This window comes from Streptomyces tatrensis (genome assembly GCF_049310065.1).
GTDB lineage: Bacteria > Actinomycetota > Actinomycetes > Streptomycetales > Streptomycetaceae > Streptomyces.
This window is the reverse complement of the sequence record NZ_JBMDLB010000011.1, coordinates 1,511,938-1,526,407: the sequence shown is the minus strand read 5'-3', so window position 1 is coordinate 1,526,407 and position 14,470 is coordinate 1,511,938. Positions and strand designations below refer to the sequence as shown.

The 14,470-nt window shown below is 72.8% G+C and carries 13 protein-coding genes; 6 read left to right on the top strand and 7 right to left on the bottom strand.

Translation table 11 applies throughout. The features are described 5' to 3' along the window. Window positions 1-89 precede the first annotated feature (89 nt). The 4 genes from ACODT5_RS22585 (at window position 90) to ACODT5_RS22570 (ending at window position 4,126) form a co-directional block, all read left to right on the top strand. Window positions 90-1,109 (top strand): iron ABC transporter substrate-binding protein, encoded by a 1,020-nt coding sequence (locus ACODT5_RS22585; RefSeq protein ID WP_422521119.1) that lies wholly within the window; start codon window positions 90-92, stop codon window positions 1,107-1,109. Between the two features lie 6 nt (window positions 1,110-1,115). After that, a complete protein-coding gene (locus tag ACODT5_RS22580) occupies window positions 1,116-2,711 on the top strand; it encodes an ABC transporter permease (protein WP_422521118.1) in 1,596 nt (531 codons plus the stop codon). Continuing rightward, entirely contained in the window at window positions 2,708-3,811 is a 1,104-nt protein-coding gene (locus tag ACODT5_RS22575; protein WP_422521117.1) for an ABC transporter ATP-binding protein, read from the top strand. The genes ACODT5_RS22580 and ACODT5_RS22575 overlap by 4 nt, the downstream gene beginning before the upstream one ends. A 186-nt stretch (window positions 3,812-3,997) precedes the next feature. Next, on the top strand, window positions 3,998-4,126 hold the full coding sequence (locus ACODT5_RS22570) for a hypothetical protein (protein ID WP_422521116.1): 129 nt from the start codon (window positions 3,998-4,000) through the stop codon (window positions 4,124-4,126). Between the two features lie 15 nt (window positions 4,127-4,141). On the opposite strand, the gene ACODT5_RS22565 is transcribed toward ACODT5_RS22570, so the two are convergent. After that, window positions 4,142-4,645 (bottom strand): COX15/CtaA family protein, encoded by a 504-nt coding sequence (locus ACODT5_RS22565; RefSeq protein WP_422521115.1) that lies wholly within the window; start codon window positions 4,643-4,645, stop codon window positions 4,142-4,144. A gap of 197 nt (window positions 4,646-4,842) precedes the next feature. Between ACODT5_RS22565 and ACODT5_RS22560 the strand changes: the two genes are divergently transcribed. Next, window positions 4,843-5,880, top strand: a complete 1,038-nt coding sequence (locus tag ACODT5_RS22560; protein ID WP_422521114.1) for a PP2C family protein-serine/threonine phosphatase — start codon at window positions 4,843-4,845, stop codon at window positions 5,878-5,880. 11 nt (window positions 5,881-5,891) lie between these two features. Here ACODT5_RS22560 and ACODT5_RS22555 read toward each other — a convergent pair whose 3' ends face one another. The 6 genes from ACODT5_RS22555 to ACODT5_RS22530 all read right to left on the bottom strand — a co-directional run bounded on the left by ACODT5_RS22555 (window position 5,892) and on the right by ACODT5_RS22530 (window position 12,764). Beyond that, complete coding sequence (locus tag ACODT5_RS22555) at window positions 5,892-6,647, bottom strand: MBL fold metallo-hydrolase (protein ID WP_422521113.1); 756 nt, start codon at window positions 6,645-6,647, stop codon at window positions 5,892-5,894. Between the two features lie 131 nt (window positions 6,648-6,778). Further along, a complete protein-coding gene (locus tag ACODT5_RS22550; RefSeq protein ID WP_422521112.1) occupies window positions 6,779-7,756 on the bottom strand; it encodes a GlxA family transcriptional regulator in 978 nt (325 codons plus the stop codon). 48 nt (window positions 7,757-7,804) lie between these two features. Beyond that, window positions 7,805-8,425, bottom strand: coding sequence for a TIGR03086 family metal-binding protein (locus ACODT5_RS22545; RefSeq protein ID WP_422521111.1), 621 nt, complete (start codon window positions 8,423-8,425; stop codon window positions 7,805-7,807). A gap of 198 nt (window positions 8,426-8,623) precedes the next feature. Next, window positions 8,624-10,711, bottom strand: coding sequence for a calcium-binding protein (locus ACODT5_RS22540; RefSeq protein ID WP_422521110.1), 2,088 nt, complete (start codon window positions 10,709-10,711; stop codon window positions 8,624-8,626). 195 nt (window positions 10,712-10,906) lie between these two features. Continuing rightward, window positions 10,907-11,284: an FKBP-type peptidyl-prolyl cis-trans isomerase gene (locus ACODT5_RS22535; protein WP_422521109.1), complete on the bottom strand. Its 378-nt coding sequence runs from the start codon at window positions 11,282-11,284 to the stop codon at window positions 10,907-10,909. A gap of 52 nt (window positions 11,285-11,336) precedes the next feature. After that, entirely contained in the window at window positions 11,337-12,764 is a 1,428-nt protein-coding gene (locus ACODT5_RS22530; protein WP_422521108.1) for a short-chain fatty acyl-CoA regulator family protein, read from the bottom strand. Between the two features lie 380 nt (window positions 12,765-13,144). On the opposite strand from ACODT5_RS22530, the gene aceA reads away from it, so the two are divergent. Next, entirely contained in the window at window positions 13,145-14,452 is a 1,308-nt protein-coding gene (aceA, locus tag ACODT5_RS22525) for an isocitrate lyase (RefSeq protein ID WP_422521107.1), read from the top strand. Window positions 14,453-14,470: the final 18 nt, after the last annotated feature.

The following is a 14,470-nucleotide window of genomic DNA, read 5'->3' as shown; positions in this document are numbered from 1 at the left end:
TGCGTGCGTCACCCTTGACCTTTAGGTTAGCTTTACCTTACTTATGGGGCGTTACCCATTTCTCCGCCGCCCTTGTAGGAAGGCTTCCCATGCGACGCCCCCTGGTCCGACGCCTGACCGCGCTCTTCGCGGCGGCACTCCTTCTCCCCGCCGTCGCGGCCTGCGGCGTCGACGAGGACGACGCGGGCCTCGTCATCTACTCGGGCCGCAACGAGAAGCTGGTCAAGCCGCTCCTCGACGAGCTGGAGAAGGCCGTCGGCACCACGGTCGCCGTCCGCTACGGCGAGAGCGCCGAACTCGCCGCCCAGATCCAGGAAGAGGGGGGCAAGACCAAGGCCGGGCTGTTCTTCTCCCAGGACGCCGGCGCCCTCGGGGCCCTGTCCACCAAGGGCCTGCTGGAGAAGCTTCCGCAGGCCTCCCTCGACAAGGTGGACCCCGGCTTCCGCGGCGGGGCGGGCGACTGGGTGGGCACCTCCGGCCGCGTGCGCGTCCTCGCGTACAACCCCGGACAGGTCTCCAAGGTGCCGGACACCGTCCACGATCTGGTCAAGCCGGAGTGGAAGGGGAAGGTCGGCTACGTCCCGACGAACGCCTCCTTCCAGGCCTTCGTCACCGGCATGCGCGTCCTGGAGGGCGACGACGCCACCCGCACCTGGCTGAAGGGCCTGAAGGCCAACGAGCCGAAGGTGTACGACAACAACCTCAAGGTGCTGGAGGCGGTCGGCAAGGGCGAGGTCTCGCTCGGGCTGGTCAACCACTACTACTGGTACGAGCAGGTCGCCGAGAAGGGCGAGGCCAAGGTCAAGGCGAAGATCCACTTCCTCCCCGCCGGAGACCCGGGCGGCCTCGTCAACACCGCCGGTGTCGCCATCGTCAAGGGAACCGACCAGGCCCCGGTCGCCCAGAAGGCCGTCGACTTCCTGCTCTCGGAGAAGGCGCAGAAGTACTTCGCCGATGACACCAAGGAGTACCCGCTCGCCTCGGGCGTGACCAGCACGGTCAAGGGCCTCCCGCCGCTGGCCACCCTGGACGCCCCGAAGATCGACCTCGGGAAGCTCGAATCGCTTCAGGAGACCCTGAAGATGCTCCAGGAAGCCGGGATGGTCTGACCCCCCATGCCCTCCACGGATCCCGTCACGCCGACGGATCCCGCCACCGCCCACCGCCCGGACGGCGCCACCGCGCCGACCGGGCGGTGGCGTGCCGGGAGCCGGCCACCCTCCGTCCTGCTCGTCCCCGCGGCCGTCGCCGCCGTGTTCGCCCTGCTGCCCCTCGGCTACCTCGCCGTCCGCTCCCTGGAGCGCGGCCCGGCCTTCGCCTGGGACGTCGTCTCCGACGAGCGCACCGCCCAACTGCTCGGCCGCAGCCTCGGACTGGCCGCCGTGGTCGTCTCGGCCTGCCTGGTCCTGGGCGTCTCGCTCGCCTGGCTGACCGTACGGACCGACCTGCCCGGCGCCCGTGCCTGGTCGGTGCTGGTGACCCTGCCGCTGGCCGTGCCCAGCTACGTCGCCGCCTTCGCCTGGCTGTCCGCCTTCCCGGAACTGGCCGGCTTCACCGGGTCGGCCCTCGCACTGACCCTGGTGAGCTTCCCGTACGTCTACCTGCCCGTCACCGCCGCACTGCGCGGCACCGACCCGGCGCAGGAGGAGGTCGCCCGCTCACTGGGCCACGGGCCGCTGAAGACCTTCCTGCGGGTCACGCTGCCGCAGCTGCGGCCCGCGGCCGCCGGCGGAGCCGTACTCGTCGCGCTCTACGTGTTCTCCGACTTCGGCGCCGTGTCGCTGATGCGCTACGACACCTTCACCCGCGGCATCTACACCTCCTACCGGGCCAGCTTCGACCGCACCCCCGCCGCCGCCCTGAGCATCGTCCTCGTCGTGATGACCATCGCCCTGGTCGCCGCCGAAGCGCGGACCCGCGGCCGGGCCGGCCACGCGCGAACGGGCGGCGGCACCGCCCGCCCCGCCGTTCCCGCACTGCTCGGCCGCTGGCGGGCGCCCGCGCTGGCCTGGTGCGCGGCCGTCACCGGCGTCGCCGTCCTCACCCCGCTGGCGACCCTCGGGTACTGGCTGGCCGTCGGCAACTCCGCGACCTGGGACCCGGCCACGCTCCTCGACACCGCCGCCACCACCCTCGGCGTCGCCGCCGCGGGAGCCGCGCTCACCACCCTGCTCGCCCTGCCGGTCGGAGTGATCGCCGCACGCCACCGCGGCCGGACCGCCCGGCTGCTGGAGCAGTCGGCCTACGCCGGCCACGCGCTCCCGGGCATCACCGTCGCCCTGTCCCTGGTCTTCTTCGCGGTCCGCTACGCCGAACCGATCTACCAGGAACTCCCGCTGCTGGTCTGCGCGTACGCCGTGCTCTTCCTGCCCGTCGCCGTCGCCGGGACCCGCGCCGCCGTGCTCCAGTCCCCGCCTGTCCTCGAGGACGTGGCCCGCTCGCTGGGCCGCTCCCCGCTGCGCGTGCTGCGCGAAGTGACCGTGCCGCTGGCCGCCCCCGGGGTCGCCGCCGGAGCCGCGCTCACCTTCGTCGTGTGCATGAAGGAACTCCCCGCCACCCTGCTGCTGCGCCCCACGGGAATGGACACCCTGGCCACCCGCCTGTGGACGGAGACCGGCACCGGATCCTTCGCCGCCGCCGCGCCCTACGCCGCCGCGCTGATCCTGCTGGCCGCCATCCCGTCCTACCTCCTCGGAAGGCACCGCACATGACCGACCTGCAGATCGTCGGCCTGACCAAGGCGTACGGCCCCGGAGCGGCCCCGGTCCTCGACGGCCTCGACCTCACCGTCCCCGGCGGCGCGCTGACCGCCCTCCTCGGCCCCTCGGGCTGCGGCAAGACCACGCTGCTGCGCATCGTCGCGGGCTTCCTGCGCGCCGACGCGGGCACCGTCACCCTCGACGGACGCGAGCTCACCGGCCCCGGAGTCCACCTCCCGCCCGAACGCCGCCGCATCGGCATCGTGCCCCAGGAGGGCGCGCTCTTCCCGCACTTGAGCGTGGCCCGCAACGTCGCCTTCGGCCTGACCGGCCTCGACCGGGCCGCCCGGCGGGCGCGCACGCAGGAGATGCTCGAACTCGTCGGCCTCGCCGGCTACGGCGAGCGCATGCCCCACGAGCTGTCCGGCGGCCAGCAGCAGCGCATCGCCCTGGCCCGCGCCCTGGCACCGCAGCCCGCCCTGGTCCTGCTCGACGAGCCGTTCAACGCCCTCGACGCCGCGCTGCGCACCGGCGTACGGGCAGACGTGCGCGCTGCCCTGCGCGCCACCGGAGCCACCGCCCTCCTCGTCACCCACGACCAGCAGGAGGCCCTCTCCACGGCCGACCTCGTCGCGGTCGTCCGGGACGGGCGGGTGGCCCAGTGCGCCACGCCGGACGAGGTGTACAGCCGTCCCGCGGACCCCTGGGTGGCGGCCTTCGTCGGTGACGCGGTACTCGTCACCGCCACCGCGGACCGGGACACGGCGTCCACCGCGCTCGGCCGCATCCCCCTGGCGGACCCGCCCGGCGGGCTCCGCGAGGGCGTCGTCCTGCTGCGCCCGGAGCAGCTCCGGCTGACCGACCCGGAGACGGCCCGGGCCGGCGGCACCGTGACCGACGTCCGCTTCTACGGCCACGACGCCATGGTCACGGTGGCCGTCGACGGCATCGACGACCCCATCGACGTCCGGGTCCCCAGCCCGGCCGCCGCCCGCCCCGGGGAACGTACGGGGATCGAGGTGACGGGGAAGGCGACCCTGCACCCCGCGGCCGGCGGTCGGAGCGCAGGAGCGTTCCCCGGTGGGGCCGGAGTGACCGAGCCCGTCCCGTAGGACGCGATCACCGCCCGGGCGCGATCGGCCCCGCCTCAGGGGCGGTTGGGGAGCCGGCGCGGCCGGGGGCGGCTGCCCGGCCGCACCCGGCCCGGGGTCAGGACTTCGGAACGGTGTTGATGTGGCTGGTTCCGGCGCTGTAGAAGCCGTCAGTGGCTGCTGGCCAGCCAATGGTTCACCCTGCTGGTGGCGATCCCGCTGGTCGGCGGCCTGGTCCTGACCTTCGGCTGGGTCGAGGACGTGGCCGCCAAACGCTCGCCACGGCTCCTGCCGTACCCGCGCCGCCAGCGGGGCAGACGCCGCTCCAGCGACTGACGGGGGCCCGGCCGGTCAGACGTGTGCCGCGGCGCCCCGCGCGCGCGGCAGCGGGGTGCCGGCGGGCGGAGCCGCCCGGCCGGAACGGGCCTTCCCGACCGTGAGGTACACCTGCAGCGCTCCGATCCGCACGAGCGCCGAGCCCAGCAGGTGCAGCAGCACGAGGAGCGACGGCAGGGCCGTCACCGACTGCACCAGCCCCACGAGGCCCTGGCTCAGCAGGACGGCCAGGAAGACGACGGCCTTGCGGCGCGCGGCGCCGAAGCCGCCCTTGGGCAGCGCGTGGAACAGGGCTCCGGCCAGGACCAGCACCGCCCCGGCCAGCACGCCGTGGACGACGGTCACGGCCGTCCAGTCGAAGGGCATCCGCGGCACGTCGGAGGAGTCACCCGCGTGCGGGCCGGAGCCGGTGACGAGCGTGCCGACGAAGACCAGCAGGGCCGTCACCGCGCACAGCGCCCCGGTCAGCAGCCGGTTCCCGAACTCGATGGCGCCGTGCAACCCCATTTCCACGCCCATCTGCGGCATATCCGTAGGGCATATTCGTCGTACGGCTCGGCGGGGTCATCACCACCGAGACGGCGCGCTCGCGCCGGTGGGACGGCCGACCGCCTCCGTACGCCAGGGCGCTTTATCCTCATTTCGCAGATATTCTGATAAATGTGATCGAGTCTGGACGGCCGCGGGTCCGCAGACGCCCCGGCCAGGAATGGCTTGTGCGGCTGTCACCGGTCCTCCTGACCATCGTCATCGCCAGCCTCGCTTACACCACTCCGCCGGACATGGCCTTCAGCCGTCTGCTGCCCGCGGCGCCGGCCCTCGCCGCCGCCATGTGGCCGGTTCTCCCCACCGTCCTGCTCGGTACGGTCTGCCTCCTTCTGATGATCGGCCTCAGCCTCGTCTTCCCCGATCTGGGGACGTGGTGGACGGCCTCGGGGATCATCGCGGTCACCGTGGCCGCCGCGTACGGAAGCCATGTCCGCCTCCAGCGGGAGCGCACGCTCTTCCAGGTGCGGCTCGTCGCCGACGCGGCGCAGCAGGTGGTGCTGAGCCCCATGCCGCGCCGCATCGGCTGCATCGAGATCGAGTCGCTGTATCTCGCGGCCGCGGCGGAGGCCCGCATCGGCGGGGACTTCTACGAAGGCGTCGACACCCCGTACGGGGTCAGGCTGCTCATCGGCGACGTGCGGGGCAAGGGCCTGCCGGCCGTGGGGGCGGCCGCGGCGATCGTCAACGCCTTCCGCGAAGCGGCGTACGGCGAGCCCGACTTGGTGGACATCGCGCGCAGGCTGGACGCCAGCAGCATGCGGTACAACTCCGCCTTTCCCCCCGAGGGGCCGATGGAGCGCTTCGCCACCGCGCTCCTCGTCGAGATCCCGCACGAGGGCGCACGCATCAACATCCTCAACTGCGGACACCCGCCGCCGCTGATCCTGAACCGCGGGAAGCTCCGTGTCCTCGACCCGGCCAGCCCCTCCCCGCTGCTCAGCCTCGCGGAGCTGATCGGTGATCAGTACAGCGTCGACACCTACGACTTCGCCACCGGCGACGTGCTGCTCCTGTACACCGACGGGATCGCCGAAGCACGCGCCCGCGACGGCGAGTTCTTCCCGCTGACGGCCTGGATGCGCCGACAGCCGGTGGCCCCGCCCCGCGAACTGCTCACGGCTCTCCACCGTGATCTGCTCCGCTACAGCAGGGGGCGCCTCGACGACGACATCGCCGCCCTCGCCGTACGCCTGTGTGAGCCCTGAGGAGCGGAGGGTCAGCCCGTTTCCGCGGCGCGGGTGGCGATCCGGCCGGCCGCCTCGCGTCGGGACAGGCGCTCGCCCTCCCGGTCCGCCCAGCGCCGGACCCGGTCGGTGTCCAGCGGGGCGCCGTGGCCGACGTGGAGTCGGGTGGGGTCGAGGGCGAGCATGGCGCGCAGGCTGGTGAGGTTCTGCCGGGGGTCGTCGTGGAAGGGCGGATTGGCCGGTCTGCCCGGGATGAGCCCCATGAAGGAGTTCGCCACCAGGTCGCCGGCGACGAGGTCGCCGCCGTCGGTGAGGACGGAGACCGATCCGGCGGTGTGCCCGGGGGTGGGCATGATGCGGGCCGCGACCCCGAAGTCCTCGAGGGAGGTCTCGCCGCGGATCAGGACCCCGGGGTCGATGGGTTCGGCCTGGGCGTGCAGGTCCTTGCTCCGGTCCATGATGCGGCCCATCGGACCGGTGGGCAGGTACGGTTCGCGGACCCGGCCGGTGCGGTACGGCCCGAGGTCGGCGATGTGGCCGGCGACGGGCGCGCCGGTGAGCCGGTGCAGTTCGGCGGCGGAGCCGAAGTGGTCGACGTGCCCGTGGGTGATGACGATCAGCGAGACCTCGCAGGGGTCCACTCCGTGCTCGCTGATCCGGTCGTAGATCTTCCGGCCGCTGCCGGGCGTCCCGGCGTCGACGATCACGGGCCGTCGGCCCAGGAGCAGGTAGGCGTTGATGGCCGTTCGGCCCATGACGGGGATGGGGATGACCTTCGTACGGGACATGGCGTCCTCCATGACGTGTCTGACGGCTGCTGCCCGTGCGGGCATGCCGGGGATCCGCCGCGCTGCCGATGGACGGTGCGGGCGGAGGGGGCGGACGGATGGCGCCGCCGGATGGCGCGGGTGTGTCGGGGCTAGCGGAATCGGCGCCGGTATTCGGCGGGCGTGGTCCCCAGCCGGCGCCGGAAGGAGCGGTGCAGGGTCTCCACCGAGCCGAGGCCGGTGGTCGCGGCGATCTCCGGCAGGCTGCCGTCGCTCTCCTCCAGCAGCCTGCGGGCGGCTTCGAGGCGGGCGGATTCCACGTAGGCGGCCGGCGTGCCCCCGGTGCGCAGCCGGAACAGCCGGGAGAAGTGGCGCACGCTCAGGTGCAGCCGTGCGGCCAGGGCCTCTGCGCCGAGGTCCTCGGCGAGATGGTCCGCGATCCACACGCGCAGCTCGTCGATCCGGTCGCCCGAAGTGGCCGGGGCGGAGAGCGGAACGCTGAACTGGCTCTGCCCGCCGGACCGTTTGACGTACATGACCATCATCCGTGCCGTGGCCAGGGCAAGGGCCTGGCCGTGGTCCTCGGCGACCATCGCCAGCGCCATGTCCAGCCCCGAGGTGACGCCGGCGCAGGTCCACACGTTCCCCGACCGGATGAAGATCGGGTCCGACTCCACGGTGACCCGGGGATGGTCGGCGGCCAGCCGCGCGGCGGTGAGCCAGTGGGTCGTGGCGGACCGTCCGTCCAGCAGGCCCGCCGCGGCCAGCAGGTGCGCTCCCGCGCAGATCGACCCGGTCCTGCGCGCGGGCGGCGCCGCCTCCCGCAGCCAGCCGGTGACCTCACGGTCGATCACCGGCTCCACCGCGTCGCCCACCACGTCGACCCCGCCGGCCACGAGCAGGGTGTCGACCCGGCCGCGCACCTCGTCGAGGGCCAGGTCCGCCAGCAGCCGGACGCCGCTGGAGGTGGCCACCGGTCCGCCGTCGGCCGTGGCGATCTGGACGAGATAGCCGGGGCCGGTGGTGCCGGCCACCCGTGTGGCGACCGAGAACACCTCGGCCGGGCCGGTGACGTCCAGCAGTTCCGTACCGGCGAAGGCCACGATGACGACTCTGTGCGGTTCGGGCATGCGCTGATCATTTCGCCCCGCGGTGATGGCCGCAATGACGAGGTTCTGTCAGATCCGGCCACTCCGCGCGCCCGGCCCCGTAGGGCCCGTCCAGCCCGGATCGCGCCCGCTCAGCCCGACCGCCCGGTCCAGCAGCGGGGCGTCGTCCGCCACGGGCACCACGGGACCGAAGATGTCCCCGCCGCCCCCTTCCTTCGCAGACTCCAGGAGGAAGGCGTACGAGGTCTCCAGCGCGGCCTGATCGGGTGCGTACTCCTGGCCGGTGGCCCGGGCCAGGTCCCAGCCGTGGATCACCAGTTCGTCGACGGCGACCACCCCTGCGATCTCGCCCGGCAGGTCCACGCCGCCCGCGCGCGTCATGCCGGTCCAGGCGGCCGGATCGCTCCAGGCCTCGGCCAGTTCGCCGAGGACCCGGGGCAGTTCCTCGCGCCAGTCGGCGGGGAGGGAGGGCACGGCCGTGTCGGGGGCCGTGTCCGTCGTGGGGCCCAGATCCTTGCGGGCGGCGTCCCGGAAGGCGACGGCGAGGCCGGCGAGGTGGCCCAGCAAGGTGCCGACCGCGTACTCGGGGCAGGGCGTCGGCCCGGCGAGCAGGGCGTCCGGGACGCCCTCCGCGAGGCGGGCCACGATCCGGGCTTGCGGTCCGAGGTCGAGAATCGTCGTACCGGTCATGTTCCGCTCCTTCGGGGCATGGGTCTGGAGGGTAGACCGGCGGTGGAGCCCGAACTCATCGCGACGCGGGCGGAATGTTCGTGCGGAGCGACAGCTCGGCCCGGGTGGGGGACGAGCCGGGTGGGGGACGAGCCGGAAGGTGACGAGCCGGGAGGGGAACGAGGTGGGGATCGAACCCCTCCCGGGCGTCGAGCGGGCTCAGGGGCAGCTGATGCGGGTGTCGCCCGGGTCGGTGGTGCAGGTGTCGGAGCCCATGCCGCCGTTGGCGGTGTCGTTGGCGCCGACGCCGTCGGTGGTGGTCAGGCGGTCGTTGCCGTAGTAGCCCGTGAGGGTGTCGTTGCCCGGGCCGCCGTTCAGGGTGTCGTCGCCGAAGCCCCCGTCGATGTTGTCGTTGCCGGGTCCGCCGTGGACGGTGTCGTTGCCGTAGCTCGCGCGGACGGTGTCGTTGCCGCTGAGGGCGCAGATCACGTCGTTGGAGTAGCCGCCGTTCAGGGTGTCCGTACCGCTGGTGCCGATGAGGGTGCAGCCGCGGGAGTTGTTCACCGAGGTCGAGGCGCCCGCACTGTTGTCGGCCGGGTTCGGGTCCTGGGTGGAGGCGGTGGCGGAGGCGTTGTTCGTCAGGGTGCCGGTGGCACGCGGTTCGGCCGTCACCGTGACCGTGGCGCTCGCACCCGGTGCGAGGCTGCCGAGGGCGCAGTTCGCCCCGGTCGCCGTGGTCGTACAGGTGCCCTGGGAGGGGACGGCGGACAGGAGGGTGCCGCCGGCTCCCGAGAGGGTGTCGGTGAGCGTCACGCCCGTCGCGGTCACGGTGGACGTCGCGGCGCTGGAGACCCGTACCGTGTACGAGGCCTGGTCGCCGATGCTCACGGCCGTCGTGCCGGTCTTCGTCACCGACAGGTCGGCGGTCGGCGGGGGCGGGGTGCTGCCGCCGCCTTCGTAGCGGGCGATGCCGAAGGCACCCAGTCCGGCCAGGCCCGCGGCCACGATCTTCCCGTCGGGCTGCACGAGCAGTCCCCGGACCTCCTCACCGCCCAGCATGCCGGTGTACACCCGGCCGTCACCGCCGCCGAAGCCGGTGTCCAGGCTGCCGTTCGGCAGGTAGCGGGCGAGGGCGAAGTCGGTGGCCTCCTGGCTGTCGGGGTCGTCGGCCGTACCGCCGACGAGGATCTTCCCGTCCTGCTGGAGCGTCATGTCGTACGCCACCGCCGTGCTGAGGGGCCAGACGGTGGTGACCCGGCCGCCGGTGCCGAAGGCGGCGTCGGGACTGCCGCCCGCGGTGAACCGGGCCAGTGCGAAACCGGTGTTGGTCGATCCGGCGGCGACGACCGCGCCGTCGGACTGGACCGCCACGGCCCGGCCGAAGTCCGTGCCGCCGAAGTCGGCGGTGGCCATGCCGTCGCCGCTGAAGGACGTGTCGAGGCTGCCGTTCGACAGGTAGCGGGCCACCCCGAAGTCGAAGGCGGTACTGCCCACCTGGCCGACGGCGACGAACCTGCCGTCCGCCTGGAGCGCCAGGCCGGTGGCCTGCCCGCCCGCGTCACCGGGGAAGGCGGGGGCGAAGCCCGCCACCACCGTGCCGTCCCCGCCGAAGGACGGGTCGGGACTGCCGTCCGGGTTGAGTCGGGCGAGCGCGAAGCCGGCCCCGCCGCTGAGGCCCACCGCGAGGATCTTTCCGTCCGGCTGGACGACCAGGTCGGCGGCCCCCGAGGCACTGCCGAACGCGTCCACGCGCACCAGCCCGGCCGCGCCGAAGCCCTGGTCGAGGGAACCGTCGGTGTTGTAGCGGGCGACGGAGAAGAAGCAGCAGCCGCCGCCCTCGTCCGGAACCTCCGTACGGCCGGCGACCACGATCTTCCCGTCGGAGGGCTGTACCGCCACCGCCTCGGCCTGGTCGTCACCCCCGAAATCGCTGGTCACCCGGCCGTCGCCGCCGCCGAATCCGGTATCGACGCTGCCGTCGGCGTTATACCGGATCAGCGCCATGTCGAACGGGACGCCCGGCCCCGTGACGCGGCCGGCCACGACCAGCTTGCCGTCGCCCTGCCGGGCGACGTCCAGACCCTCGGCGTAGTCCCACGGACCGCCGTCGTCGGGGAAGTACGTCTGGACCCTGCCGGAGTCGGCGAAGGCGGGGTCCAGGTCCCCCGGAGCCGCCAGCGCGATGCCGGGCAGCGCGAGGACCAGTGCCAGGGCGGCAGTCGCGGCTGCCGCCCCCGTGGCCGCCCGTCGGCCGCGCCGGACGGAGCGGGGACACTCTGCGGGTGGGCTGGGGTGTGAGTGGGGCATGGGCCTACGGACCTCCGAGTCGCGCCGGGAAGTGGGCAGGCAGCAGCTTCGTGCCGGACGCGCGCCGGACGGCCGAGGCGGGGGCCGGGCTTGAGCCCTCCGGGGGAGGGGATCCACCCCGGTGGGCGAACCGGGAGGCGGGGGAGCAGCAGGCCTTCCTCCGGCCGCGGACTTCCCTTCGGCCGCGGGCCTCCCTCAGACCACGGAGATCAGGTCCACCACGAAGACGAGCGTGGAACCCGCCGGGATCAACGGCGAGGGGGACTGGTCGCGGTAGCCGAGGCGCGGGGGAACGATGATCTCGCGACGGCCGCCGACCTTCATCCCCCTGATTCCCCGGTCCCAGCCCTTGATGACCCTGCCTCCGCCCACGGCGAACTTGAACGGCTCGCCCCGGTCCCACGAGGCGTCGAACTCTTTTCCGGACGCGAAGGTGACCCCGACGTAGTGCACCCGGACGACCCTGCCCGGCTTCGCCTCGGGCCCGTCCCCGACGACGAGGTCCCGGACGGTCAGCTCCTCGGGAGCTTCACCCTCCGGGAGTTGGACCTCGGGCTTCGTCAGTTCACTCATCGCAGCCTCATCGCTCTCCGCCGGAATCCCTCGTACACACGGCTGAAGTACATCAAACTCCACGGCGGTCGCGGGCGGGGGCCGGAGCGCCCGCGACGGGGTACGGGACGAAGGTGCTGCTGTTCTCGTCGATGGCCAGGGCCCGGCCGAGGGGCGGGACGGCCCGCTGGGGGCAGTCGAGGCGTTCGCAGAGACGGCAGCCCATGCCGATGGGGGTCGCGGCCGACCTGTTGTCGAGGTCCAGTCCGTCCGCGTACACGAGCCGGGAGGCGTGCCGGATCTCGCAGCCGAGCCCGATCGCGAAGGTCTTGCCCGGCTCGCCCCAGCCGCCGCGGTGCCGGGTGACGGCGCGCGCGGTCCACAGGTAGCGCCCGCCGTCGGGCATGGCGGCGATCTGGACGTGGATCCGGCCGGGTGCGGCGAAGGCCTCGTACACGTTCCACAGCGGGCAGGTGCCGCCCGCTCGCGAGAAGTGGAATCCGGTGGCGGACTGCCGCTTGGACATGTTCCCGGCCCGGTCGACCCGGACGAAGGAGAACGGAACACCGCGCAGCCTGGGGCGTTGCAGAGTGCTGAGGCGGTGACAGACCGTCTCGTAACCGATCCCGAAGTGGTCCGTGAGCCGCTCGATGTCGTAGCGGAACTGCTCCGCGGCGGTGTGGAACGCCGCGTACGGGAGGATCAGGGCTGCCGCGAAGTAGTTCGCGATGCCGATCCGCGCCAGGGCGTGCGTCGGGGAACCGGGCGCGAAGTCCTCGGTGGCCGGCCGGTCGAGTTCGTCCCCGTACTCGATCAGGGCGAGTTGGGTGGCCATCCGGAAGGCCTGCTGTCCCGGGCGGAGCCGGTTGGACAGGTGGAGCACCCGGGCGCTGGCGTCGTAGTGGTGCAGCCGGTCGGAGTCCGCGCAGACGCGTATCCCGTGCCGGTCGGTGAGGCGACGGGTGAGTGCGCGGATGACGTCCCCGGGGCGGATGCCGATCTCGCCGGCCAGGTCCTCGGCGGCGAGGTCGGTGTCGTGGAGGTAGTTCTGCCGCCGGTAGAAGAACTCGCGGATCTCCTCGTGGGGCGAACGCGGAGCCTCCGCCGTCGAATCGCGGCCGTCGGCGGTGTCGGCGAGCCGCTCGGCCAGCAACTGGCTCCGCCGGCCCAGGTCGAGCAGGACCGAGGCGACGGCCGGCATCCGCGTGGCCAGCTCCGCCAGATCCGAGGGGGAGACCCGGGCCTCGGCCACCTGTTGGGCGAGGGCCTCGCGCAGGTCGGCCACCATGCGGCTGGTGTCACGCTCCGAGAAGAACCCGGGATCCACCCCGAACGCCTCGGTCAGCCGCAGCAGCACCGGGACGGTGAGCGGGCGGGAGTCGTGCTCCATCTGGTTGAGGTAGCTCGGTGAAATGCCGAGGAGCCGGGCGAGGTCCGCCTGGGTCATGCGGCGCTCCTCGCGCAGCCTGCGCAGGCGCGCCCCCGCGTACGTCTTGCTCACCGGACTCCTCCACCGTCGGACGGGCTCCGTCAGCATAGGGGGACTTCGCCCGCACCGAGGCTTCGCAAACTTGGCAAACGCGGCCTCGAAGATTCGCAAACCTTGGCAGCCGTACCGCCTTGTTGGCACCCAGTGCCAATGCCAGAGTCGGTCATGCGGCCAGCCGGAAGCGGTAGCCGGAACGGACCCCGGATCCCCGACTCATGCCCTGATTTCGGCGATCTGGTCAGCCCACCTCCGGCAGATCGGCAGCATTGCCCGGCTCCGCCCCCGCAGGCGGGTCCGGCGGCCGCATCTCCTACTCAGGCACGTAGTGCCAGCGCCCGGTCTTCTCCTCGGTGCGTTGGCAGAACAAGCGACGGATGGAAACGGTGACGGTCATGGCAGAGGCGAACGCGACGACGACGGCGGCGGCCGAGCAGCTGAAGCGGCGGTGGGCGGACGACCCGCGGTGGGCGGGCATCGAGCGGACGTACACCGCCGAGGACGTGGTCCGGCTGTCCGGCAGCGTCCGCGAGGAGCACACCCTGGCCCGGCGGGGCGCGGAGCGCCTGTGGCGACAGCTCCACGAGCAGGACTACATCCACGCGTTGGGCGCGCTGACCGGCGGCCAGGCCGTCCAGCAGGTCCGGGCCGGGCTGCAGGCGATCTACCTCTCCGGCTGGCAGGTCGCGGCCGACGCGAACCAGGCCGGGCACACCTACCCGGACCAGAGCCTGTATCCGGTCAACTCCGTTCCCCAGGTGGTCCGTCGGATCAACAACGCGCTGCTGCGCGCCGACCAGATCGCCACCGCCGAGGGCGGCACGACGGGCTCGCCCGACGGGGGGACGGACTGGCTGGCGCCGATCGTCGCGGACGCCGAGGCCGGCTTCGGAGGACCGCTGAACGCCTTCGAGCTGACGAAGGCGATGATCGCGGCCGGCGCCGCGGGCATCCACTACGAGGACCAGCTCGCCTCGGAGAAGAAGTGCGGCCACCTCGGCGGCAAGGTGCTCGTCCCCACCGCGCAGCACATCCGCACCCTGAACGCGGCCCGCCTCGCCGCCGACATCGCCGACACGCCCACCCTGATCATCGCCCGCACCGACGCCCTGGCGGCGAACCTGATCACCAGTGACGTGGACGAGCGCGACGCCCGGTTCGTGACGGGCGAGCGCACCGCGGAGGGTTTCTACCGGGTGCGGAACGGCATGGCCCCGGTGATCGCCCGCGGTCTCGCCTACGCCCCGTACGCCGACCTCATCTGGGTCGAGACCGGCACCCCGGACCTGGCCCAGGCCCGCGAGTTCGCCGAGGCGATCCACGCGCGGTACCCCGACCAGATGCTGGCCTACAACTGCTCGCCGTCCTTCAACTGGAAGGCGGCCCTGGACGACGACCAGATCGCCAAGTTCCAGCGCGAGCTGGGCGCGATGGGCTACCGCTTCCAGTTCATCACCCTGGCCGGCTTCCACTCCCTCAACCACGGCATGTTCGACCTCGCCCGCGGCTACGCCGAGCACGGCATGACCGCCTACGTGGACCTCCAGGAGCGGGAGTTCGCCGCCCAGGCCCAGGGCTTCACCGCGGTCAAGCACCAACGCGAGGTCGGCACGGGCTACTTCGACCTCGTCTCCACCGCCGTCAACCCGGCCTCCTCCACGACGGCGCTGGCCGGTTCCACGGAGGAAGAGCAGTTCCACTAGGAACCCCCGTGCTCCGGC

Coding starts and splice junctions, on each gene's coding strand:
- ACODT5_RS22565 (WP_422521115.1), bottom strand. CDS start 4,645: ATGGGCGTGGAAATGGGGTTGCACGGCGCCATCGAGTTCGGGAACCGG.
- ACODT5_RS22580 (WP_422521118.1), top strand. CDS start 1,116: ATGCCCTCCACGGATCCCGTCACGCCGACGGATCCCGCCACCGCCCAC.
- ACODT5_RS22555 (WP_422521113.1), bottom strand. CDS start 6,647: ATGTCCCGTACGAAGGTCATCCCCATCCCCGTCATGGGCCGAACGGCC.
- ACODT5_RS22585 (WP_422521119.1), top strand. CDS start 90: ATGCGACGCCCCCTGGTCCGACGCCTGACCGCGCTCTTCGCGGCGGCA.
- ACODT5_RS22535 (WP_422521109.1), bottom strand. CDS start 11,284: ATGAGTGAACTGACGAAGCCCGAGGTCCAACTCCCGGAGGGTGAAGCT.
- ACODT5_RS22550 (WP_422521112.1), bottom strand. CDS start 7,756: ATGCCCGAACCGCACAGAGTCGTCATCGTGGCCTTCGCCGGTACGGAA.
- ACODT5_RS22540 (WP_422521110.1), bottom strand. CDS start 10,711: ATGCCCCACTCACACCCCAGCCCACCCGCAGAGTGTCCCCGCTCCGTC.
- aceA (WP_422521107.1), top strand. CDS start 13,145: ATGGCAGAGGCGAACGCGACGACGACGGCGGCGGCCGAGCAGCTGAAG.
- ACODT5_RS22545 (WP_422521111.1), bottom strand. CDS start 8,425: ATGACCGGTACGACGATTCTCGACCTCGGACCGCAAGCCCGGATCGTG.
- ACODT5_RS22575 (WP_422521117.1), top strand. CDS start 2,708: ATGACCGACCTGCAGATCGTCGGCCTGACCAAGGCGTACGGCCCCGGA.